This window comes from Neobacillus vireti (assembly GCF_036962345.1).
Classification (GTDB): domain Bacteria; phylum Bacillota; class Bacilli; order Bacillales; family Cytobacillaceae; genus Neobacillus; species Neobacillus vireti_A.
In genome coordinates this window covers 1-22,469 of record NZ_JBALNB010000002.1, presented here as the reverse complement: position 1 = coordinate 22,469, position 22,469 = coordinate 1, and the positions used below count along the sequence as shown (strand labels likewise).

The 22,469-nt window shown below is 40.1% G+C and carries 23 protein-coding genes and 1 other annotated feature; of the genes, 18 read left to right on the top strand and 5 right to left on the bottom strand.

Annotated features, from left to right (window positions below; all coding sequences use genetic code 11):
* Nucleotides 1-2: 2 nt before the first annotated feature.
* From mreC to minD, 4 genes are all read left to right on the top strand, one after another.
* Nucleotides 3-884 carry a rod shape-determining protein MreC gene (mreC, locus tag V7108_RS00665; protein ID WP_335511061.1) on the top strand — a complete coding sequence of 294 codons (882 nt, stop codon included), beginning with the start codon at nucleotides 3-5 and terminating at the stop codon, nucleotides 882-884.
* Nucleotides 881-1,399, top strand: coding sequence for a rod shape-determining protein MreD (gene mreD, locus V7108_RS00660; RefSeq protein WP_335511059.1), 519 nt, complete (start codon nucleotides 881-883; stop codon nucleotides 1,397-1,399). The genes mreC and mreD overlap by 4 nt, the downstream gene beginning before the upstream one ends.
* Before the next feature lie 305 nt (nucleotides 1,400-1,704).
* On the top strand, nucleotides 1,705-2,385 hold the full coding sequence (gene minC, locus V7108_RS00655) for a septum site-determining protein MinC (protein ID WP_335567097.1): 681 nt from the start codon (nucleotides 1,705-1,707) through the stop codon (nucleotides 2,383-2,385).
* A 1-nt stretch (nucleotide 2,386) separates the two neighbouring features.
* Entirely contained in the window at nucleotides 2,387-3,187 is an 801-nt protein-coding gene (gene minD / locus V7108_RS00650; protein WP_335511055.1) for a septum site-determining protein MinD, read from the top strand.
* A 248-nt stretch (nucleotides 3,188-3,435) separates the two neighbouring features.
* Here the strand turns inward: minD and speD are convergent, their stop codons facing one another.
* From speD to V7108_RS00635, 3 genes are all read right to left on the bottom strand, one after another.
* Complete coding sequence (gene speD, locus V7108_RS00645) at nucleotides 3,436-3,816, bottom strand: adenosylmethionine decarboxylase (RefSeq protein ID WP_335567096.1); 381 nt, start codon at nucleotides 3,814-3,816, stop codon at nucleotides 3,436-3,438.
* A 112-nt stretch (nucleotides 3,817-3,928) separates the two neighbouring features.
* Nucleotides 3,929-5,698, bottom strand: a complete 1,770-nt coding sequence (locus tag V7108_RS00640; RefSeq protein WP_335567095.1) for a spermidine synthase — start codon at nucleotides 5,696-5,698, stop codon at nucleotides 3,929-3,931.
* 273 nt (nucleotides 5,699-5,971) lie between these two features.
* The gene (locus V7108_RS00635; protein WP_335567094.1) at nucleotides 5,972-6,937 is read right to left on the bottom strand and encodes an SMP-30/gluconolactonase/LRE family protein; all 966 of its coding nucleotides are present in this window, start codon (nucleotides 6,935-6,937) and stop codon (nucleotides 5,972-5,974) included.
* A 396-nt stretch (nucleotides 6,938-7,333) separates the two neighbouring features.
* Between V7108_RS00635 and V7108_RS00630 the strand changes: the two genes are divergently transcribed.
* The 10 genes from V7108_RS00630 to pheA all read left to right on the top strand — a co-directional run bounded on the left by V7108_RS00630 (nucleotide 7,334) and on the right by pheA (nucleotide 15,296).
* A complete protein-coding gene (locus tag V7108_RS00630; RefSeq protein ID WP_335567093.1) occupies nucleotides 7,334-8,119 on the top strand; it encodes a M23 family metallopeptidase in 786 nt (261 codons plus the stop codon).
* A complete protein-coding gene (locus V7108_RS00625) occupies nucleotides 8,112-8,978 on the top strand; it encodes a M50 family metallopeptidase (protein ID WP_335567092.1) in 867 nt (288 codons plus the stop codon). The genes V7108_RS00630 and V7108_RS00625 overlap by 8 nt, the downstream gene beginning before the upstream one ends.
* 251 nt (nucleotides 8,979-9,229) lie before the next feature.
* Nucleotides 9,230-10,690, top strand: a complete 1,461-nt coding sequence (locus V7108_RS00620; protein WP_335567091.1) for an Rne/Rng family ribonuclease — start codon at nucleotides 9,230-9,232, stop codon at nucleotides 10,688-10,690.
* A gap of 48 nt (nucleotides 10,691-10,738) precedes the next feature.
* Nucleotides 10,739-10,821: a sequence feature (ribosomal protein L21 leader region), on the top strand.
* A gap of 12 nt (nucleotides 10,822-10,833) precedes the next feature.
* Complete coding sequence (rplU, locus tag V7108_RS00615; RefSeq protein WP_045523405.1) at nucleotides 10,834-11,142, top strand: 50S ribosomal protein L21; 309 nt, start codon at nucleotides 10,834-10,836, stop codon at nucleotides 11,140-11,142.
* 13 nt (nucleotides 11,143-11,155) lie between these two features.
* A complete protein-coding gene (locus V7108_RS00610; RefSeq protein ID WP_335511038.1) occupies nucleotides 11,156-11,485 on the top strand; it encodes a ribosomal-processing cysteine protease Prp in 330 nt (109 codons plus the stop codon).
* A 12-nt stretch (nucleotides 11,486-11,497) separates the two neighbouring features.
* Complete coding sequence (rpmA, locus tag V7108_RS00605) at nucleotides 11,498-11,791, top strand: 50S ribosomal protein L27 (protein ID WP_034674968.1); 294 nt, start codon at nucleotides 11,498-11,500, stop codon at nucleotides 11,789-11,791.
* Between the two features lie 211 nt (nucleotides 11,792-12,002).
* Nucleotides 12,003-12,533: a sporulation initiation phosphotransferase B gene (locus V7108_RS00600; protein ID WP_335511034.1), complete on the top strand. Its 531-nt coding sequence runs from the start codon at nucleotides 12,003-12,005 to the stop codon at nucleotides 12,531-12,533.
* A 44-nt stretch (nucleotides 12,534-12,577) separates the two neighbouring features.
* Complete coding sequence (obgE, locus tag V7108_RS00595; RefSeq protein WP_335511032.1) at nucleotides 12,578-13,867, top strand: GTPase ObgE; 1,290 nt, start codon at nucleotides 12,578-12,580, stop codon at nucleotides 13,865-13,867.
* Nucleotides 13,868-13,943: 76 nt separating this feature from the next.
* Complete coding sequence (locus V7108_RS00590) at nucleotides 13,944-14,399, top strand: ACT domain-containing protein (protein ID WP_045523396.1); 456 nt, start codon at nucleotides 13,944-13,946, stop codon at nucleotides 14,397-14,399.
* 48 nt (nucleotides 14,400-14,447) lie between these two features.
* Nucleotides 14,448-15,296, top strand: coding sequence for a prephenate dehydratase (pheA, locus tag V7108_RS00585; RefSeq protein ID WP_335511030.1), 849 nt, complete (start codon nucleotides 14,448-14,450; stop codon nucleotides 15,294-15,296).
* A gap of 367 nt (nucleotides 15,297-15,663) precedes the next feature.
* Here the strand turns inward: pheA and V7108_RS00580 are convergent, their stop codons facing one another.
* Both V7108_RS00580 and V7108_RS00575 read right to left on the bottom strand, forming a co-directional pair.
* The gene (locus tag V7108_RS00580; protein ID WP_335512789.1) at nucleotides 15,664-16,203 is read right to left on the bottom strand and encodes a transcription repressor NadR; all 540 of its coding nucleotides are present in this window, start codon (nucleotides 16,201-16,203) and stop codon (nucleotides 15,664-15,666) included.
* A 31-nt stretch (nucleotides 16,204-16,234) separates the two neighbouring features.
* Nucleotides 16,235-17,365 (bottom strand): IscS subfamily cysteine desulfurase, encoded by a 1,131-nt coding sequence (locus V7108_RS00575; protein ID WP_335567090.1) that lies wholly within the window; start codon nucleotides 17,363-17,365, stop codon nucleotides 16,235-16,237.
* Between the two features lie 186 nt (nucleotides 17,366-17,551).
* On the opposite strand from V7108_RS00575, the gene nadB reads away from it, so the two are divergent.
* From nadB to safA, 4 genes are all read left to right on the top strand, one after another.
* A complete protein-coding gene (gene nadB / locus V7108_RS00570; protein WP_335567089.1) occupies nucleotides 17,552-19,129 on the top strand; it encodes an L-aspartate oxidase in 1,578 nt (525 codons plus the stop codon).
* The gene (gene nadC / locus V7108_RS00565) at nucleotides 19,098-19,946 is read left to right on the top strand and encodes a carboxylating nicotinate-nucleotide diphosphorylase (protein WP_335567088.1); all 849 of its coding nucleotides are present in this window, start codon (nucleotides 19,098-19,100) and stop codon (nucleotides 19,944-19,946) included. The genes nadB and nadC overlap by 32 nt, the downstream gene beginning before the upstream one ends.
* Before the next feature lie 2 nt (nucleotides 19,947-19,948).
* Nucleotides 19,949-21,046: a quinolinate synthase NadA gene (gene nadA / locus V7108_RS00560; protein WP_335567087.1), complete on the top strand. Its 1,098-nt coding sequence runs from the start codon at nucleotides 19,949-19,951 to the stop codon at nucleotides 21,044-21,046.
* A 161-nt stretch (nucleotides 21,047-21,207) separates the two neighbouring features.
* Nucleotides 21,208-22,469, top strand: a 1,262-nt coding sequence (safA, locus tag V7108_RS00555) for a SafA/ExsA family spore coat assembly protein (protein WP_335567086.1), incomplete at its 3' end; no start/stop codon positions are given.

Sequence of the window (22,469 nt, the reverse complement as noted above, 5' to 3'; positions counted from 1 at the left end):
TCATGCCACAGTTCTTCTTGAATAAACGATTGATCGTTTTGCTGGTAAGCATAATTATTCTCGTGGCATTGATTGGGTTTTCGTTAAGGGAGAGAAGTAAACTAACCTGGCCGGAGCAATTCTTAAAGGATACTGTCGGCTTGGTTCAATCCCTGGTTTCAAAGCCTGCTCATTTAGTGGCAGGTTTCTTTGAAAATCTTCAGGACTTGCAAAATACATATGAAGAGAATAAAGAACTAAAATCACGGATGGAGAAACTTGTTAGCCTTGAAGCACAGGTACAGGAGCTAGAAAAGGACAATAAAGAGCTGCGTGATATTCTCGGTGAGGAAGAGACCCTGAGAGATTTTGAACCTTTACAGGCAACTGTAATAGGTAGAAACCCTGATCGTTGGCATGAAATGATTATTATCAATAAAGGGAAAACAAACGGAATTAAAAAAAATATGGCAGTTATCACTGCGCATGGGTTGATTGGCAAAGTCAAAACTGTCAACCAGTTCAGCTCAACGGTTCAATTATTGAGCGCAAAGGATCCGAAGAATCGGATTTCCGCGATTGTCCAAGGCGATACAAATATTTTTGGACTTGTTGAGGGCTTTGATGAAGAGAAAAAAGCTTTATTGATAAAGGCGATTCCTTCAGGAGTTGAAATTAAAAAAGGTCAAAACGTGATTACCTCCGGTTTAGGAGGAGTTTTCCCTCAAGGCTTGCAAATTGGGAAAGTCATTGACGTGAAGCCAGACCAGTATGGATTGAACCAAACAGCCTTGGTAGAACCAGGTGCTGACTTTTATGATTTGGAAAACATTATTGTGATTAAAAGAACCATGACTCAGCCTGCACAGGCGGATATGGGCGGTGGAGAGGAGGAGGATTTGTGAAGAAATTCCTACTTCCTCTTTTGTTTCTATTCCTATTTCTTTTAGAAAGTTTGTTTGTCCAATATATTCCTCCTGAGGTATTTGGGCGAAACTACATATTGGCTCCGCATTTTCTGTTTGCAGGAATTTTGTTTCTTACGATCTATGCAGGCAGAAAATATGGAATTATTTATGGTGCCATTTTTGGATTGATTTTTGATATTGTCTGGATCGAGATTATCGGCATTTACTTTTTCCTTTTTCCATTTATTGCGTACCTTATTTCGAAAATCATGCATGTGCTGCAGACAAATATTATTGTCGCCTTTTTAGTATCTTTAGTGGGGATTGCCCTACTTGAATTGGGTGTCTATGAAATGGACTTTTTAATTCATATCACGACGCTCGAATTTATGAGCTTTTTAGATATTCGCTTTTATTCTTCACTCCTTTTAAATGCCGCCTTTCTGTTGATTGCAGCGTATCCTTTAAAGCGGTATTTTGAAAGTTTTGCGGAAAGTTTACGGGATGAATGAATTTTTAAAGCTCTTTTCATAAACTTTGCTGTTTTTTGAACAAATTTAATGATTGTACAAGTACGGCAAGAAATAAATTTAATAAGAAAAGAGCCTGTAAACTAAATTCTAAAGCGTAAAATACTATTTCCACGTTAAAATCGTCTTTAAGATTTTAACTACAATCTTTACATTCACAGCCTTTTTAAAAAAGGAGAATACACAAAGCGTGTCGAATTGTATAATAAAAGTGTGTCTCTGGCTTGGGTAGGGTGCCGATTTCTGGGCACTACTGTGTTTCTTATTATTTGAGGTGAGTTTTCTCCATGAAAAAGCGACAAAACGTTACGATTAAAGGTACGAAGGATGGAATTGTCCTTCATCTTGATGATAGCTGTTCCTTTCAGGAGCTTCAAAAGGAGCTCGATGAAAAACTTTCTGCAAATCAACAAACTCAGGCTGAGCGTCATTTAACTCCTGTAAAAGTCGACGTGGGCAACAGGTATTTGAATGATGCTCAGCGAGAAGAAATAAAGAATCTCATACGCCAAAAGAAGAATTTAATGGTGGATGATATTGAATCCAATGTTGTCACAAAAGCAGAAGCAGATAAGCTGAAAGCGGAAAATGAAGTTGTCACCGTGGCTCGAATCGTTCGATCTGGACAAGTTTTAGAGGTCCCAGGTGATTTATTGCTTATTGGGGATGTAAACCCAGGTGGAACTGTGATTGCAGGCGGAAATATTTTTGTTATGGGTGCATTGAAGGGAATTGCTCATGCAGGTGTTTTCGGAAATGATCAAGCGGTTATTACGGCTTCGAGCATGCAGCCGTCGCAGCTGAGGATTCATGATTGTATCAACAGATCACCCGATAAAGTACAAAATAACGAAAAACGAGAAATGGAATGTGCATACATCGACGATAACCATCAAATCATCGTAGATAGATTGCAAGTTTTAATAAATTTAAGGCCTAATTTAACGAGATTAGAAGGGGGACTTTAATGTGGGAGAGGCAATAGTAATAACATCTGGTAAGGGCGGCGTAGGAAAAACTACGACTTCTGCAAATATTGGTACAGCGTTGGCCCTTCAAGGTAAAAAAGTATGCTTAGTGGATACAGATATTGGCCTTCGAAATTTAGATGTTGTTATGGGGCTTGAAAATAGAATCATTTATGATCTTGTTGATGTAGTTGAGGGAAGATGCAAAATCCATCAAGCATTGGTGAAGGATAAAAGATTCGAAGATTTATTATATTTGCTTCCAGCCGCGCAAACGGTTGATAAATCAGCTGTTAAGCCTGAACAGATGCACAAACTAATCAATGAACTTAAACAAGACTATGATTATATTATTATTGATTGTCCTGCAGGAATTGAGCAGGGCTTCCAAAATGCCATCGCAGGTGCTGACCGTGCAATTGTCGTGACAACCCCTGAAGTATCAGCTGTACGCGATGCAGACAGAATTATTGGATTGCTCGAGAAATCTAAGACAGTGGAGTCGAAATTAGTAATCAACCGGATCCGGAATCATATGATGAAGAGCGGCGATATGTTAGATGTGGATGAAATTACAACCCATTTATCGATCGAGTTAATTGGGATTGTCGCTGACGACGAAGAGGTCATTAAAGCCTCTAACCACGGCGAACCAATTGCTTTAAATCCAAACAGCAAGGCCTCCATTGCGTATCGAAATATCGCAAGACGTATTCTTGGCGAATCAATCCCGCTGCAGCCTCTTGAAGAAAACAACAAAGGTATGTTTGGTAAAATTAAAAAATTCTTTGGTGTACGATAATAAATGAAGCCTGCCCAAGTGGACAGGCTTTTTCCTGTTTTCATGCTGCTACTCTAGTAAATGCACAGTTAGCGTTGCACGATGATAACTTGGCAGTCTGCCCCAGGAGCAAAAAATATCCGCAAAATAAATTCCGATGTCGTCGTCAGCATTCATCAAAGCTTGTACACTTGTACCTGTGACGGTCCACCAATAGCACCTAACGTAGAACCAATCAAAGGTCCAGAACCATCACTTCTGAGGTTATTTCAACTGTCTATTTCTTCACAGTTAATCACTTGAGGATAAGAAACGCCACGGGAAACGGAGTAAACCATTGCACGCTTTGATGACAATTCTTTTATAAGAAATTCTACCTGTGGTGTAAGCTCAAGAGTCCCGCACGTATAAAAATCTAGCGACACATATTTTTCTTCAGGCCATGTATGAATGGATAAATGTGAAGTCGATAAAACGAGCACCCCGGTTACACCTTGTGGATCAAATTGGTGAAAGTACGTGTATAAAATCTCCATATCTGCGTCAAGAGCAGCCTTCGTACACATTTCTTCTAAAAATTTGATGTCATCTAAATGGGCAGAATCGCACTCAAATGCGTCAATGATTATATGTTTTCCTTCTTTCGTCAATGTCTTATCATTCCCCTCCGTTTTCCTTTGTAAATTATCGTATGGGATTACGCGTAAAATAAATTGTACGGTTGTCCATGTTTATTGAATATAGTGCTCAAAATGTTGAAAGTTATTTTCGTAATTCTTGTTTATATATATCATGTAATTTTAGGTTGGACAGGGTATTCTGATGTGAATTCTCCAGAACAGAGCGGCTATTCGATGAAAAGACAAATAAACTTGACAGGTCTTCTGGGAGTGTAGAATAAGGGACATAATTTTTCCTTTTTCTTACTTGCAGCGGCTTTTTCGAAGCGAGGTGAAACCCCCAGTCTCCAAATGAAGGGACAGGAATATGATAGCTCCGGATATTCAGACCAGTTCCCTTGAGTGTTAATCCGATACTCCAGTATACAAACGGTGCATACTCCGGCGAATGAGATTGACAGACAAGAATGCCGTCTTCCGTTAACAAATTACATAATTTACTAAAAAACTCTACCGTGTACAATCGGCTTAATACTTCATTGCCTGGGTCTGGCAGGTCCACGATGATAACATCATAAGGTTCGTTTTTTTCTTTTTGGAATACCTGGATATCTTTTTGATGAACAGATACCCGTTTATCATGGAGGGCTCTATCGTTAAGGGAAGATACCTTTGAAATATTACGTGCCAGATGGATCATCAATGGATCGAGATCGACCAAATCAATATGTTTCACATCATGGTATTTTAATACTTCGCGAACGGCAAACCCATCTCCGCCGCCGGCAATTAGGACACGATCACGTTTTTTGGCCATAGAAAGGGCTGGATGAACAAGTGCCTCATGATAGATTTGCTCATCTAAAGAACTAAACTGAAGCTGCTTGTCTAGGTATAAGCGGACATCATTTGTCTTCAAGACTAATACCCGATCCCCAGCTGGTCCGCCTTCATAAAGCACAGTGTGGGGATTGGAGAGCAGATAACAAAGTTCTTTCTTGTCTTCCGGTTCCTGAGTACCTTCTGAAAAAGGTTTGTATAGGTTTAAGGATTTTATTGAGTTAACTACCGCTTGTTTCCTTACTGACATCACACGCTGAGAAAAAGTAAACCATGTTTTTAGATTTTCAGGGAGTGAACGGTTGTGAACACACGGCTTTTCCTCTTGACACCATTGTAAAACTTTCTTCCCAGCAAGATGAAATCCGCAAACTCCAAACCAAGGAACATTGACATGATAGTTAAGGGTATGAAGAGCCGTACTTCGCAGTGTTTTTTCAATACTCCAGAATGTTAACGGAGTGTCTTCAGGCGACGCAGACTGGATAACCAATATTCCACAATCAGTCAGGAGATTGGACAACTTCCTAAAGAATTCTTTTGTATAGAGTTTGCAATTTTCCTCGGTTTCCGGATCTGGAAGATTCCCTATTATCACATCAAACTGCAGTTGTTCTGTTTTTAGGAAATCATTTATACTTTTGCTGATTTGAACACGTTTATCGTAAAAGGAACCTTCGTTCAGTTCAGAAATTTCAGGTGTTTTCTCGGCAGCTAGAAGGGTTGCTGCGGATAGTGATACTTGACTAACGTGGCATACACTGGAATATTTGAGGACCTCTCGCAAGGCCAATCCGCATTCATCCCCGATAATTAGAACTCGTTCGTGTTGTTCTGCTAAAATAAAAGCCGGATGGACGAGAGCTTCATGAAAAATCCGTTCATCCAAGCTATTCCAAACTATTTGATCGTTCTGGTATAAGCGTATATTCTTGGATTCTAGCAAGAGCACGTCCTGGAATGGACTTTTTCCCTCAAAAAGTACTTGGTGAGGACTCTTTAATAATTGCTCTAACTCAATTAAATCGTAAACATCACCACGAAAACTGTCATGGTTTTGACTATTAGACAAATTGATTCACCTCTATATATTTAACTTACAGCCATTATATGGATAAGCAATAAAAATGTGTGGCTTATCCAGTTTATCAAGGCTTATTTTTAATTGTAGAAATTTAGTAATAAATGTCTAAATGTACAAACCCCATAAAAAATGTATAAAACGTATTAAAAAGTTTCCAAAATAATTGGAAGGTGAAAAACGAGCGTACAAAAAAAGGCTGCGCATTTGCGACAGCCCTAGAGAATCCGAGAGATAGTTGAAAGGGATCCTTACCTACCTAGTCTATTGTAAACCGAAAGGCAGCAAACCTTCTTTTTTAACCTTAATACGCCAAACTTCATTTTTCAGTGACTCGGTCACATATAGATAGCCATTATGAAAAGTCAGGTTAGTAGTAAATGTTCCTGCATCTTCAGGCAGGCGAATTGTACCGTACTTAAATCCACTCGCATCCACTACGACAATTTCACCTGCTTGGAAATGTGCAACATAAAGATTACCCTCTTTATCCACAGCCAATCCATCTGGTCCAATTCCACCTTCAAACTGTGCGAAAGCAAATGCCATTTCCCGCTGGTCTTTCGCAGTCTTCGATGGAACTGAAATAATTCGGTTGCTGCCAAATTCAGAGATATAAACACGCTGTCCATCAGCAGAAATGGCTATACCATTTGGATAAGCAATGCCCTCTTGAAAAAGCTGCAGCTCGGTCCCGCCTGGAGGCAAATAGAAGACACGGCCTACAGGATTCGTTACGCTTGATCCAAATGGCTCGGTAAAGTAAAGCCCTCCAGCGTCATCAAATACCAAGTCATTAAGTCCTTTCAAAGGCGAACCATTGTAAGAATTAACAATGGTCTGACGCTCTTTGGTTTTGGTGTTATAAGCGTAAAGTTCACCTGTTCCATCGGTGATAAAAAGGCGTCCGTCTTTATGAAACTTTGCGCCGATAGGAAATTTATCTTTATCAACAATTGAAACCATATCTCCCTCAACCTTCATAATTTCGCCCGTGGCCGGACTGACCATCCATATTTGGCCGTTACGGTCAAAATTAATTCCTTCCATAAATCCGCTGCCAGTGGCTACCTTTTCCCATTTGCTATTAGGATGAACAATTTCTGAAATGTTGTGTCTATCTTTTGTTGGAACAGGTTTTGAAGGATAAAGTGATTTTGCTCCAGCCATTGTTACGGTTACCAGTGATAAGATTATTAATAGTGTTATGGTTAATACTCTTTTTCTCATTTCAAAAAATTCCTCCTTTATTCTTGTGAAATTTTGTAGTTTACTAATCTCTCGGTTAGTAGAACTGTGATAAAATACTTTCACAAAATAGTAATAACAAATGAAAGCGCTTATCGTCCCATTAACATAGCATTATAAAATGGCTAGAAACAAGATGAAAAACTATCTGAATTCTTTTAAAAAATAGTGGCTTTTTTATGCTATCTGCAAAATGCATGTTCTGTTAAACTTATAGTTTTCGTTAAGTGGTAGTGTAATGAGCCATTACCGAAAAGAGTAGTTGATAGTATAAGATTAAAACTGAAATCGTCTTGAAAAAAATCTTAAAAGTCATACTCCTGAGGACAACCTCATAAACTTGTACAAAAAGCTGTTTAAAAGGTTGGTGGATAAGAAATGCGGTCTACACCAGAGGAAATACGGAGACGAATCGCAAAGCGAAAAAAAGGCAATGGTTCATCTGGAAAGGGTCCAGAACAAGAAATAAACTGGCCAGGGGAGGATGAAAAATACGGATTTAACCATTATTCATCTTATGAAGTTGGTAAGGACGATGTTGTGCATCCATTATTTAAAAAAGAAGTTTTCATCTTTAAAATCCTGGCATCCGCCCTCCTATTTCTTGTGATTGCCATTCTGTACCGTGAAAACAATGCAACATTTGCACCAGCGAAGGATTTTGTGGCGAAAACGATGGAGCAGGATTTTAAATTTGCAACCGTATCAAAATGGTATGAAGATCAATTTGGTAAGCCGCTCGCTCTCCTCCCGTTTACCGGCGAAGAAACAGTAGGAGAGAAGAAAGTAGTCGAAAAAGATCATGTGGTACCTGTTTTTTCAGGAAAGATTCTCGAAAACTTTGAAAAGAATGGACAGGGAGTCATGATTGAAACCACAAAAGGGGCTCCTGTGGAAGCGATGAATGAAGGAAATGTTATGTTTGCAGGTGTTAAGGAAGATACGGGTAAGACCGTTATCATTCAGCATGCGGATCAAACTGAAACTACCTACGGTAATCTTGAGGAAATAAAGGTAAGTCTATATGAGTTTATAAAAACAGAAACGGTCGTGGGTACAGCATCAGAATCAACAGGTGAAGACAAAACCAAGGGCAGGTATTACTTTGCGATTAAAAAGGGCGATGATTTTATTGACCCGATCCAGGTGATTCGCTTTGAATAAAGCCATCTATTTATTACAACAAGTCCATGTACATCCATTATTATGGATTGTCATCGCCATATCCATTGCTACAGCACATTTCCTCGAGGTTTGCCTATTAATCGGCATTATTTTTATCCATGAAATGGGGCATGCTGCTGCGGCTTCTTTTTTTTCATGGAGAATCAAAAAAATCACCCTCCTCCCCTTTGGAGGGGTGGCTGAAATGGAAGAGCATGGGAACCGCCCGTTAAAGGAAGAAGCAATTGTTGTGCTTGCAGGTCCGCTGCAGCATATCTGGATGGTTGGACTTGCATATGCACTATTATTTTTTAATCTTATTCCGGAAGATTTGTATCAATTATTTTTCCAATACAATCTAATGATACTTCTATTCAATCTGTTTCCAGTCTGGCCGCTGGATGGCGGAAAGCTAATCTTTATGCTTCTTTCATTAAAAAAATCATTTCCGATTGCTCACCGCTTAACCTTGCTAATCTCTTTTCTTAGCATTGCGGTTTTTTCTATTCTCACACTCATAGCAGCCCCACAGCAAATAAATGTATGGATTATCGTCGGCTTCTTATTATTCTCTCTTTATCACGAGTGGAAGCAGCGCCGCTATATTTTTATGAGATTCCTTCTCGAGCGTTACTATGGGAAAAAGAGCGACCTCCAAGCACTCAAACCCATCCAAGCCAATGAGCAAGATTTGCTGATAGACGTGTTAGAAAAATTCCAACGCGGCTGCAAACATCCGATTATTGTTGAGAGTGACGGCAAAGAAAAAGGAATGTTGGATGAAAATGAACTGCTGCATGCTTATTTTACAGAAAAACGATTAACCGATAAAATCAGCGACCTTCTCTTTTCTTACTAAAAGGGTATAATATATACACCAATTAAAAAAAGCGAAAGCGCCTTCGGAACAAGCACAGCTTGTTCCTGCGAGGATTAATCTAAGGAGCTTTCCTTAGTGCACAGGGAAAAAGGAAGTTCTTTTTTTCCTCGGGGCGACAGGCATAAGACGAGCCGGCATGAAGGTTGTTCTTTAACCTTCTTGACGGATTGACTTATGACCCGAGCCCCTAGGCGCTGGAGCTGGATTAGTAAAAAAGCGAGGATGTTAGTTTGGAGAAATTAATTATTAACGCAGCTTCTAGAGAAAAGAGATTTGCTTTTGTTCGAAATAATACAGTTGAAAAGATTATTTTTGACCGACCAGAGCAGCAATCTCTGGTCGGTAATATTTATTATGGGACAGTAACCAAGGTTTTGCCTGGGATGAACGCTGCATTTATCGATATTGGCGAGGAGAAAAACGCCTACCTTCATCGTGATGTGCTCCCTTCCTATGTATTATCACCGGAACGGAGTATTGATAAAGAGAAGAAAAGTGTCTCAGCTTTTGTTCATCAGGGTGAGAAGTTATTGGTGCAAGTGGAAAAGGACGCAACTGGAACAAAAGGACCGAGAGTAACAGGAATTATTGAGATTACAGGAACGAATATTATCTATATGCCGCAAGGGCGGTATGTTGCTGTTTCGAAAAAGATTATCCATGAAAAAGAATATCTTCGCCGAATCGGTATGGTGTTGAAAACGGAAGAAGAAGGGATTATTTTTCGAACATCAAGTACATCAGTGTCTGAATCGGAAATTGAAGAGGAACTTACCACTCTTAGACAGGTAGCCATTGAATTAAAGGAGAAATCTGCTGGACTTAAAAAGCCCGGTGTCATTTTTCAAAAAGACACATTTACAGAAATGGTCATAGATTCTATGATGCAAATGTTTGAGGGTGAGGTAATTGTCGATGACCTTTCTTTAAAAAAAGTCCTTGATAGCAGAAATCCAAATCTAAAGATAACCTACTATAATGGTAAAGAAAATATTTTCACTGTTCATCGAATTGAACATGAAATTGACAAAGCGTTGAAGCGAATTGTCTGGCTGGACAAAGGAGCTTATCTGATATTTGATGAAACCGAGGCTTTAACGGTGATTGATGTCAATACCGGCAAGTTCTCAGGTAAACATGATTATCAGGATACAGTGGTAAAAACAAATACGCTTGCTGCCATCGAAATTGCACGCCAGCTTAAGCTTCGTGATATCGGGGGGATCGTCCTCATTGACTTTATTGATATGAAAAATGAGAAGGACAAACGTTCCATCTTGGAGACGATAGAATCCGAATTACAGAATGATAAAACGGTAACAAAAATAATGGGTTTTACCTCACTTGGAATTCTGCAGCTAACAAGGAAGAAAACCAAAGTCTCGCTGTCAGAAGCTCTTCAGGTGAAATGTCCAGTTTGTGACGGAACTGGCCGGATTATTAGCGCGGAGACAATGGCGTTTCGTTTAGAGCGGGAATTGCTTGAACATCGGAATTCAGATGCAGAAGCGGTATTAATTGAAACAACAAACGAAGTAAAAGAGGCAATACTGCCACATATAGAAATGGTAGAAGAGTGGATACATATGAAAGTGTATTTTTCAATCCAGCCATCACCCCATCATCACTATGTGTTAAAACAATTTGGAAATCATGAAGAGATCGCCCAAAAAGCTGGAGAACTCTATTGACACTATCGCTTATACCATGTTAAAATTATCGATGTTATGTTTGTAGCACCCGTGCTACAACCGCACAGAACAGGTCTTAAGTCGATTGCTTTTTGCATGAGCGCCTGTATTTGGCGAGTCTGAGTTTATAAGGAGGTGCAAGTATGTACGCAATTATCGAAACAGGTGGTAAGCAAATCAAGGTAGAAGCTGGTCAAGCTATCTACATCGAGAAGCTTAACGCAGAAGCAGGCGAAACAGTTACATTTGATAAGGTTTTATTCGTTGGCGGAGAAAACGTAAAAGTAGGAAGCCCATTAGTGGCTGGTGCTACTGTTACAGCTAAAGTTGAAAAACAAGGCCGCGCTAAGAAAATCATCGTTTTCAAATACAAAGCGAAGAAAAACAACCGTAAAAAGCAAGGTCATCGTCAGCCATACACTAAAGTTGTGATTGAAGCAATCAACGCGTAAGGTGTTGGGATAGATGATATCTATTACAATTAATCGTTCTGAATCCGAATCGATTCAATCATTTACCATAAGTGGTCATGCATTCTTCGCTGATCGGGGAAAGGATATCGTCTGTGCAGGCGCATCCGCAGTTTCCGTCGGCGCAATCAATGCCGTGCACGCCATTACTGGTGTTACACCTGAGATTGAACAAGGAGATGGCTTTCTCCGCTGTGTTCTTCCAGATAAACTTCCGGAAGATATAAATGAGAGAGTTCAGCTCCTGCTAGAAGGTATGATCGTTTCATTGCAGACGATTGAAGAAGAGTACGGAGAACACATAAAAATAACCTTCAAAAAGTAGGAGGTGGAATACATGTTATTAAAATTAGATCTTCAGTTGTTTGCATCTAAAAAGGGAGTAGGTTCTACAAAGAACGGACGTGACTCTATCGCAAAGCGCCTTGGTGCTAAGCGTGCAGATGGTCAATTCGTAACTGGTGGTTCAATCCTTTACCGTCAACGCGGTACAAAGATTTACCCAGGTGAAAACGTAGGCCGTGGCGGTGACGACACTCTATTTGCGAAAATCGACGGCGTTGTAAAATTTGAACGTTTAGGTCGTGACCGTAAAAAAGTGAGCGTTTATCCAACAGCTCAAGAAGCGTAAGCTTTCAGTGAAAACTCTAACCCGATTGGTTAGGGTTTTCTTTTTTAAATAATAAGGAAAAATTATCCAAATGAACTCCATTTGATCTCCTGAAAAGATCCTCATACCTTCCTCAATTGGAAAACAAAAGCATAAAATGCTTACTCCTGGCAAGTTTTTTGATATACTAACAGAAAATAGTTTTTTTGACACTTAAGCTAGGAGAGCGATTATGGAGAAAGAATGGGATATCGTTGAAGTGCTGCGGCATTCACGGCATGATTGGCTCAATCGATTGCAGCTAATCAAAGGAAACTTGGATTTAAATAGAATTGACCGGGCAAAAGCATATATAAATGAAATTGTAATTGAAGTACAGCATGAATCTAAGCTTTCAAATTTTCATTTGCCGAAATTTGCCTCCTTGCTTTTAAAATCTAACTGGGAGAGTCATTTATTTCAGCTTGAATACGAGGTGCTGAACGATTTAGAAGCTGTGAAAATAAATGATCACATCTTATCAAATTGGACAAAAGCCTTCTTTTCTGTATTAGATCAAGCGATAGAGGCTTTTCAAGAAAATCATTTATCAATTACAATACAACCGCAATCAGATGGAGTTCGTTTCTTTTTTGATTTTAGCGGAATAATAATTAAAAAAGAACTGATAGAACAATTCCTGGAAGCATCTGAAAATGATGTGATGGTAAAGGAGTTTTCAGAAAACGAACTGGGGTTAGAAGTCTTTATGTCGGTGATGTAAGTTTTAATTTCGTTCGTTTGTCAGTCAAAATCAGGAGGAATTAAATGTTTGTCGATCAAACGAAGATATACGTAAAAGGCGGAGACGGCGGTAATGGAATGGTCGCATTTCGTCGTGAAAAATATGTTCCAATGGGCGGACCTGCTGGCGGAGATGGCGGTAAGGGTGCAGATGTCGTTTTTGAAGTCAATGAGGGTCTGCGGACATTAATGGACTTCCGTTATCAACGCCATTGGAAAGCGCCTCGTGGTGAGCATGGCATGTCCAAAAATCAGCATGGGAAAAATGCGAAAGATATGATTGTTAAGGTGCCACCGGGTACTGTCGTTATGGATGCAGAAACGAAAGAAGTCATTGCCGATCTTGTTGAGCATGGTCAGCGTGCAGTCATTGCCAAAGGTGGACGTGGCGGACGCGGAAATTCGCGGTTTGCGACCCCTGCTAATCCAGCTCCAGAGCTTGCTGAAAATGGCGAACCAGGTCAAGAGCGCGATGTTGTCCTAGAATTAAAGCTGCTTGCAGACGTTGGACTAGTCGGCTTCCCAAGTGTTGGGAAATCTACATTATTATCCGTCGTTTCTTCAGCAAAACCTAAAATTGCTGAATACCATTTCACCACCATTGTGCCAAATCTTGGGATGGTTGAAACAGAGGATAATAGAAGTTTTGTTATGGCAGACCTGCCAGGTTTGATTGAGGGTGCAAGTGAAGGTGTAGGACTTGGCCATCAATTTTTACGTCATATTGAACGAACACGTGTTATCGTTCATGTCATTGATATGGCTGCAACCGAAGGACGAGATCCTTATGAGGATTACTTGACGATCAATAAAGAGCTGGAAGAGTACAATTTACGTTTAACCGAGCGTCCACAGATTATTGTTGCTAATAAAATGGACATGCCGGAAGCGGAAGAGAATCTGCAAAAATTTAGAGAACGAGTTCAAGAAGATTTCCCGATTTTCCCGATTTCTGCTTTATCAAGAAAGGGCTTGAGAGAGCTATTATATGCGGTTGCGGATAAAATCGAAGAAACTCCAGAATTTCCACTTGAGCATGAAGAAGAAGAAACGGGTATTAACCGGGTTCTTTATAAGCATGAGGCAGATCCAGAGGCCTTCTATATTACCAGAGAACCGGATGGATCATTTGTGGTTTCAGGAGAAAAAATTGAAAAGCTGTTTAAGATGACAAATTTCCAAACCGAAGAATCGATTCGACGTTTTTCAAGACAGCTTCGTGGTCTTGGAGTCGATGAAGCCTTAAGGCAAAAAGGGGCAAAAGACGGGGATACGGTTAAATTATTAGACTTTGAATTTGAGTTTGTTGAGTAGTAGAAATTCTAGCTGAGGCGCCCGATGAATAGTAAAGGCGGGTGCCTATGCTTTTTCTAATCAGGTGGGTAGAGAGATGAAAAATGAAAAATTTGATAAGAAATTTTATTTAATTAGAGAAGATGTCTTGCCTGAAGCGATGAAGAAAACACTTGATGTAAAAGAGATGCTTGAACGAGGCAAGGCTGAGTCGATTTGGGACGCCGTTCAACAGGTTGATTTAAGCAGAAGTGCCTACTACAAATATAGGGATACGGTATTTCCGTTTTCCACGATTGTAAAGGAACGATTGGTGACACTCTTTTTTCATCTTGAGGACCGTTCAGGTACACTTTCGAAACTACTGGGTGTTGTTGCTTCTTCTGGCTGCAATGTGTTGACTATACATCAAACCATTCCATTGCAAGGAAGGGCAAACGTTACACTTTCGCTCAATACCACCGAGATTTCAACTGACATAGATGAGTTGCTTGCTGAATTACGGAAGCTTGAATTTGTAGAAAAAGTGGAAGTACTTGGAACAGGCGCTTAAGTTTATTTTAACAGTAGATAGAGATTTTGTTAGGGAGTGTATGAAATCATGAGAGTTGGTTTTTTAGGACCAAAGGCAACATTCACCGAAATAGCGGTGAAGAAAGTTTTTCCTGGATTTGAGCTTGAACCATTTCGAACCATTCCCGAATCCATGGATGCTGTGGTTAGTGAAAAGGTAGAAGTTGCGGTTGTTCCTGTGGAAAATACCCTGGAAGGTACCGTTAATATTACATTAGATTATTTAACCCATGTTGTTCAATTGCCGATTGTTGGGGAAATTACTATCCCTATTAAGCAGCATTTAATGGTTCACCCGGATAATCGCGAAAATTGGCAGGATGTAAATAAGGTATTTAGTCACTCCCATGCGATTGCGCAATGCCATAAGTTCTTACATACTCAGTTAAATGGGGTTCCTTATGAAAGTGTAAGCTCCACGGCTGCTGCAGCCAAAATGGTGAAAGATCAGCCGGAATTACGAGTGGCTGCGATTGCCAATGAATTGGCCGCTGAAGAATACGGTTTGTCGATTGTACAAAAGGATATTCACGACTTCGATCACAATCATACTCGGTTTTTCGTACTCTCGGAACAGGCGCTTAATTTTGAAGAGCTTAGCGGCTCGAACCATTATAAAACAACACTAATGGTCACCCTTCCAACTGACAAAGCTGGAACGCTGCATATGGTTCTTTCTGCCTTCGCTTGGCGGAAAATTAACTTGTCAAAAATTGAATCAAGACCAATGAAAACAGGAATAGGCAATTATTTCTTTATTATTGATTTGGAAATGAAGCTTGATGAAGTTTTGATTCCGGGCGCAATGGCCGAGCTCGAAGCACTAGGGTGTGGAGTGAGGTTACTGGGGAGCTACCCATCGAAAATGATTAAATAACAGTAAAAACAGTGGGAATTCGAGTGAATCCCACTGTTTTTTTGTTTTTGGAATCCTAAACAAGATAACAAGAAAGATTCCATCATCGGTTCGGACATAGAAAGACGTTCTATAGTTACCCAATTGCTATTACAACCGAGGCTACGGTCACTATAAGAGCTCTATAGTTACCCAAAAGCTATTTCCAACAAGGCTACGGTCACTATAAGAGCTCTATAGTTACCCAAAAGCTATTTCCAACAAGGCTACGGTCACTATAAGAGCTCTATAGTTACCCAGGTGCTGTTTCAACCAAGGTTACGGTCACTATAAAGTTACGATAGTAAAAAAGTGGTCCCAAGTATGGGCCACTTTTTATAGTTACAATCTAATATTCAATCAAAAACCCAGCTTCTTTCAAAGCCGCCTCAGCTTTGTCTAGAATTTGAACACTGGATCCTGCAATCGTATGAAGATGAATGCCTCCCGTTAATTCCGATAATAACGAAGCATTTGTCTGATACATGTTTTCTAAAAATTGTTTTACCTCTTGGCGATTGGATACCATAATCGAGGCTGTTAAATCTCCGTAAACTCCATGCTCAATTTTTACATCCTTGACTAATACACCATGATCCACCATTAAATTTAGCTCATTTTCAGTGTCATCCGGTGAGTGTTTGCAGGCAATGGTCCGTTCAAATAATGGCGCACCTGTGTTTTGTTTAAAATAAAGATAGCCTTGGCTAGTTGCAATGATTGGCTCATCTCTTGCTTTAAGGAGTGTAATATCGCCGACAATCACCTGCCTGCTTACATTTGTTCGTGTGGCTAACTCACTTCCTGTTAGCGGCGTAGGGCTGTCTTTAAGCAGCTCTAGAATGAAAGCTCTCCTTTCATCTCCTAATCTCTTTTTCTGCTCTGCCATCATATTCACCTCATCTTTCTCATTACCCTATTTAGTTTTTAAATTTTTTTACGATATCGACTATAGTTTCCCCAAGCTTTATAACATCTTCCCTCTTGGTTGAATTCCCAAAAGAAATTCTGATAAACTCTTTTGCTTCTTGCTTGCTTAACCCTAAGGCCTGTGTCACTTTTGCAGGTGACTGCATGCCGATTTGACAAGCACTACCGGTAGAAATCGCGAATCCAAACCGGTTGCATTCCAACATCATCCATTGTCCCTCAATTCCGGCGATTCGTAAACCAATGATAGAAGGTAATTGTGAATTGATTTTTGCTTGATGAAGATGGACAAATTCCTTAATAGGCTCAAGCGACTCAATAAAATTGGCACGCAAAGATAGGAACCGCTCCTGATTACTCGAAATTTGGTTATTTATTTTTTGCGCAGCTGCAGTCATTGCCGCAATGGCAGGAACGTTTACGGTTCCGGGCCGGAATCCTTTTTCGTGTGAACTCCCCGGGAAAAAAGCCTTCCAGGAAATGGCTGGGTCGATATAGACACCTCCAACCCCTTTTGGACCATAAATTTTATGACCTGAAAAAGAAAAGCTGCTAACGAGCGGGGCAATCCTTTTCAGGTCAATTTTTCCAAAGGACTGAACAAAATCACTGTGAAAATGAATATTTTGCTCTTCGCAAACGCGAGCGATGTCTTCAATCGGCTGAATCGTTCCAATTTCAGAATTAACATGCTGTATCGCCACTAATACGGTGTCAGGGGTAATGGCTCCGACCAGCTCATCTATGTCAATTAAACCAGATGGATTAAAGGGTAAATAGGTAACATTGTACCCTCCTAAACGGTTTAGGACACCATGAATAGAAGAGTGCTCTGCCATTCCGGCAATGATGTGCTTTCCCTGTTTTTTAGGAGCGGACAAAAGAGCCTCAATGGCTAAAAAATTCCCCTCAGATCCACCGCTTGTAAAGAACAAGCCTTTTTTATTTACACCTACTAAATTTGCCAACTCTTCACGGCAATTTTCTAATAAGTCCTGTGACTGTCCACCGATATCATGAAGCGAGCTTGAATTTCCAAAGTACTCAGTTGAAGCCTGAACAAAAACCTCGGCTGCTTCTGAATCTAAAGGAGTAGTGGCCGCAAAATCAAAATATATCATTTGTAATCTCCAATTCTCGTATTTGGCCTAGCATACTAGAGAAGCTTTGCATTGAACGAAAGAAAAGCGTTAGCTCTTCCGAGGAGTTTAAATGCCGCTTCCGCTTTTTGAAAAAATTTCTTGTATTTAGTTTAATTCTATGTAAATATAGATGTCAAGACACCTGTTAATCCAGGAGGAGTCAAGATGATGAAAAATGATGATGTGTTAATTTTAGGAAGTGGGATAGCTGCACTTCAGTTATCCTCACTTTTAAATAAGGATTTGAATGTGAGGATACTCACAAAAGAGAAAATGAGAACAGCCAATTCTTATCTTGCTCAAGGTGGTATTGCAGCTGCGGTTGGCACTGATGACCATCCATCGAAACATGTTGCTGATACGCTGGAAGCAGGAAGATATCACAATAATAGAGAAGCAGTCGAGGAAATTATAAATGCTGCACCTGGGCTCATCAAGTTCATTGCTGAACAAGGATCTGTTTTTGATAAAAATCAAAATGGTGAATTGCTTTTGGGGATGGAAGGGGCCCATAGTGAAAAGCGAATTGTCCATGGCGGAGGTGACGCAACCGGCAAAAATATGGTTGAGTTCCTAATAACAACGCTAAAGGACAATATCACAATCGAAGAAAATGTTTTTGCATATGAGCTTTTGTTGAATGCAGAGAAACGATGTATCGGTGTAAAAGCAAAAATGCCTGATGGTACGATAAAGAACTATTACAGCCGGAATACAATTTTAGCTACAGGCGGCTGTGGTCAATTGTTCACGTATACCTCTAATGCCCATACCGTCTCAGGTGATGGAATTGCAATGGCCTACATCGCAGGTGCCGAAGTGACCGATATGGAGTTTATTCAATTTCATCCGACGCTTCTTTACTTGAACGGTGAAACAAAAGGCCTCATCTCCGAAGCGGTTCGCGGTGAAGGCGCCATCCTAGTAACCGAGGACGGAACGCGGATTATGGAAGGTGTTCATCCGCAAAAGGATCTAGCTCCAAGGCATGTAGTGTCACAGAAAATCTATGAATATCTTAAAAATGGACATAACGTATTTTTAGATATTCGTAATATAGAAAATTTTTCACAGCGATTCCCGTCGATAACGGCCATTTGTGATGAAAATGGGCTTCAGTTATCTGATGGCAAAATCCCGGTAGCTCCCGGCAGTCATTTTTTAATGGGAGGAATCAAAACCGACCTTTCCGGGCGAACATCCATAAATGGCTTATATGCAATTGGTGAAGCGGCCTGCACGGGATTGCATGGCGCCAACCGTCTAGCAAGCAATTCGTTATTAGAAGGTTTATATATGGGTGAAAAGCTATCTTCATGGCTAAATACGGCCGTAAATGAAGACTACCCTCGGTTAGAAGCAGCTCGTCCTTATACGCCTTATGAAAAAGTAAGCTTACCAACGAAACAAGAAATTAAGAATTCCATGATGGAACGGGTAGGAATAGTCCGGAACGAGGTCAATCTTAAAAAGCAAAAAACATGGCTGGATACTTTTAATATCCATCAAATAGATGATCTCAAGGCTTATTCCTTTGACGAGATGACAAAGATTTTTATGCTCGTAATCGCGAGTCTCATTACCGACTCGGCATTGAAACGGACAGAAAGCCGTGGGGGTCATTTTCGAAGTGATTACCCAATGGAAGACGATCAACATTGGTTAAAGAAATCAATTATTCATAAAAATAGCTGGGGAATGGGGTCAAACCATGAACACGTTGAAACTGCGCTCGCTACTTGAGCAATTTTTTATTGAAGATATTGGAGAACAGGATATCACAACCGATCTAATTTTCCCGGATGATACAACAGGAGAAATTGTTTTCCTCTCAAAGGATAACGGAATTTTTTGTGGGGAAGAAATTATTAAAACAGGTTTTAACCTTTTGAATCAAGACATTGAAACGAAGCTTTTTGTGAAGGATGGTCAAAACATTGAATTTGGTCAAAAACTTGCAACAGCTTCTGGAAAGATTGCTGATTTATTAAAAGGGGAAAGAGTGGTTCTTAACCTTATCCAAAGAATGAGCGGGATTGCGACACTTACACGTAACGCTGTTTCAACATTGGACAGTGGCCATACCAAAATTTGCGATACGCGAAAAACAACCCCCGGCTTAAGAATGCTTGAAAAATATGCCGTTACTGCTGGAGGAGGCTTTAATCATCGTTTTGGTTTATATGACGGTATTATGATTAAAGACAACCATATTTCGTTTGCGGGCTCTATTACAAATGCAGTTGAAAGTGTTCGAAAAAAAGCCGGTCATATGGTGAAGGTAGAAGTAGAAGTTGAAACAGAGGCACAAGTGAGAGAAGCTGTCAGCGCTGGAGCAGATGTGATTATGTTTGATAATCGTACGCCAGAAGAGATTAAAGAACTTATCAAATTGGTTCCTTCAGGATTTATAACCGAAGCTTCTGGCGGTATACAATTGGCTAATTTAGCTGGCTATCGTGATACAGGTGTTGACTATATTTCACTAGGTTTCTTAACACATTCATATAAAGCCCTTGATATAAGCGTTAAAGTTCTATTAAAGGAAGGGGAGGAATAAAAATGAGTATTTTAGCAGCCATGCAAAAAAATAAAATGATTCCTGAAAAGTATAAACAAATGTCGAAGGAAGAATTAGAAGCTAGAGTGGTTGAAGTGAAAAGTAAATTAGGCTCAAAGTTATTCATTCCTGGCCACCACTATCAAAAAGATGAAGTAATTCAGTTTGCTGATGCTACAGGAGATTCTTTAAAACTGGCTCAATTATCAGCTGAAAATACGGAAGCAGAATTTATTGTTTTTTGCGGTGTTCATTTTATGGCGGAAACAGCAGATATCCTAACTAACGATAACCAAAAGGTTATTTTGCCTGATATGCGTGCTGGCTGTTCGATGGCGGACATGGCTGACCTTGATCAAACTGAAAAGGCATGGGTAATTCTCCAAGGGATTTTTGGAGATACGATTTTGCCTTTAACCTATGTGAATTCAACCGCTGCGATTAAATCTTTTGTCGGAGCACATGGAGGGGCGAGCGTAACGTCCTCTAATGCCGAGACCATGGTCAAGTGGGCATTTACTCAAAAAGAAAGAATTCTATTTTTACCAGACCAGCATTTAGGACGGAATACTGCTTATGACTTAGGCATTGGCTTAGATGAAATGGCTGTTTGGAACCCAATTACGAATAAGCTTGAATACGAAGGTGACACTTCAAAAATAAAAGTTATCCTTTGGAAAGGTCATTGCTCTGTACATGAGAATTTTACCGTTCATAATATCCATGAAACACGCAGCCAATACCCTAACATGACGATTATTGTACACCCTGAGTGCCGTCGTGAAGTTGTCGAACTATCAGATATGGCAGGTTCAACAAGTTATATCATTAATGCCATTGAAAAAGCAGAGCCGGGCTCTGAATGGGCAATTGGAACCGAAATGAATCTCGTTAATCGCCTCATTCAGAATCATCCTGATAAAAAAATTATTTCTTTAAATCCAGCGATGTGTCCATGTTTAACGATGAATCGAATTGATCTTCCGCATTTAGTGTGGAGCTTAGATACATTAGAGGAGACAAATAATACGATTAAGGTCGCTCCGGAAATTGCTGAAAATGCAAAATTAGCGCTGGAACGTATGTTACAAAACGCATAATAATAAGGTAGGTGCAATTTTTAATAATTGCATCTATTTTTATTTTCCTACTGGTTGATTCATATTCTTCCGAAAAAAAGCATAAGTTTTTCTGAAGAATGTTAGCACTTTGCCTATCATCACATAGAATATATGGACTTATGCATAGGAGGGAAATCAGAGTGAAGATCCATATCGTACAGAAAGGGGATACTCTTTGGAAAATCGCCAAGAAGTACGGCGTGAATTTTGAAGAGCTGAAAAAGATGAATTCACAGCTCAGCAACCCTGATATGATTATGCCCGGTATGAAAATAAAAGTCCCAACAACAGGTGGAAATATAAAAAAAGAAGCGCCTATGGGAACAAAGCCGGGGGCCACAATCAACTTAGGCGCCAAAAAGGAAATGCCGATTACCAAAGAGAAACCAAAAGAAATGCCAATTAAAACAGCTCCAAAAAAGGAAGTTCCAATTAAAGAGGTTCCAATTAAAGAGGTTCCAATTAAAGAGGTTCCAAAAGCAGTTCCAATCCCAGTTCCAATTCCGATTCCAATTAAAGAAAAACCTGTAAAAGAGATCCCTATCAAAGAAGTACCTAAGAAGGAAGTGCCTGTAAAAATACCAGTAAAAGAACCAATAAAAGAACCAATAAAAGAGCCAATAAAAGCACCAATAAAAGAACCAATAAAAGCACCAATAAAAGCACCAATAAAAGAACCAGTAAAAACTCCAATTATGGAAACACCTAAAACACCATATACTCCAAAAATGCCTCTGCAAATCATTCCAGAAATTGATATTAATAACTATTATATGAACAATATGTCCAATATTGAGGTTAAACAGCCTCAACTGCCGCCGAAACCAGCCAATATACTTCCAGAAGTAAAAGTACCACAGAAAGAAAACCCAGTAATGCCTGAGGTATCTCCATTCATGGAGCAGCCGCTAATGCAGCCGCAAATGCAAATGCCCCAGGATTACTGTGTACCTGTAACACCGATTATGCCTGGATCAGGATTCTGCCCGCCACCACCACAATGGTGTCCGCCGCCTCCTTGTCCGCCAATGTCGTTCATGCCATATTCTCAAGTGCAAGGAGCAGCAATGGAGCCTATGCCTAATATGCTGCCTAATCAACCTGGAGGAATGCCAGGAGTTGCTGGAACAGAATTTATGCAGCATGGATATGTTGATGAATCTTCTTCCTTCATGCCACAATTACCAATGGGCAGCCAAATGCCGGTAATGGGGCAGATGCCAATGGGCGGCCAAATGCCAGGAATGGGTCAAATGCCAATGGGCGGCCAAATGCCAGGAATGGGTCAAATGCCAATGAGCGGCCAAATGCCGGAAATGGGTCAAATGCCAATGAGCAGCCAAATGCCGGGAATGGGACAAATGCCAATGAGCGGCCAAATGCCGGGAATGGGACAAATGCC

Coding starts and splice junctions, on each gene's coding strand:
- V7108_RS00635 (WP_335567094.1), bottom strand. CDS start 6,937: ATGAGAAAAAGAGTATTAACCATAACACTATTAATAATCTTATCACTG.
- V7108_RS00600 (WP_335511034.1), top strand. CDS start 12,003: ATGGAGAAAGAATGGGATATCGTTGAAGTGCTGCGGCATTCACGGCAT.
- obgE (WP_335511032.1), top strand. CDS start 12,578: ATGTTTGTCGATCAAACGAAGATATACGTAAAAGGCGGAGACGGCGGT.
- V7108_RS00575 (WP_335567090.1), bottom strand. CDS start 17,365: ATGATATATTTTGATTTTGCGGCCACTACTCCTTTAGATTCAGAAGCA.
- nadC (WP_335567088.1), top strand. CDS start 19,098: ATGAACACGTTGAAACTGCGCTCGCTACTTGAGCAATTTTTTATTGAA.
- nadB (WP_335567089.1), top strand. CDS start 17,552: ATGATGAAAAATGATGATGTGTTAATTTTAGGAAGTGGGATAGCTGCA.
- mreC (WP_335511061.1), top strand. CDS start 3: ATGCCACAGTTCTTCTTGAATAAACGATTGATCGTTTTGCTGGTAAGC.
- rpmA (WP_034674968.1), top strand. CDS start 11,498: ATGTTATTAAAATTAGATCTTCAGTTGTTTGCATCTAAAAAGGGAGTA.
- nadA (WP_335567087.1), top strand. CDS start 19,949: ATGAGTATTTTAGCAGCCATGCAAAAAAATAAAATGATTCCTGAAAAG.
- pheA (WP_335511030.1), top strand. CDS start 14,448: ATGAGAGTTGGTTTTTTAGGACCAAAGGCAACATTCACCGAAATAGCG.
- V7108_RS00580 (WP_335512789.1), bottom strand. CDS start 16,203: ATGGCAGAGCAGAAAAAGAGATTAGGAGATGAAAGGAGAGCTTTCATT.
- V7108_RS00590 (WP_045523396.1), top strand. CDS start 13,944: ATGAAAAATGAAAAATTTGATAAGAAATTTTATTTAATTAGAGAAGAT.
- V7108_RS00610 (WP_335511038.1), top strand. CDS start 11,156: ATGATATCTATTACAATTAATCGTTCTGAATCCGAATCGATTCAATCA.
- rplU (WP_045523405.1), top strand. CDS start 10,834: ATGTACGCAATTATCGAAACAGGTGGTAAGCAAATCAAGGTAGAAGCT.
- V7108_RS00630 (WP_335567093.1), top strand. CDS start 7,334: ATGCGGTCTACACCAGAGGAAATACGGAGACGAATCGCAAAGCGAAAA.
- minC (WP_335567097.1), top strand. CDS start 1,705: ATGAAAAAGCGACAAAACGTTACGATTAAAGGTACGAAGGATGGAATT.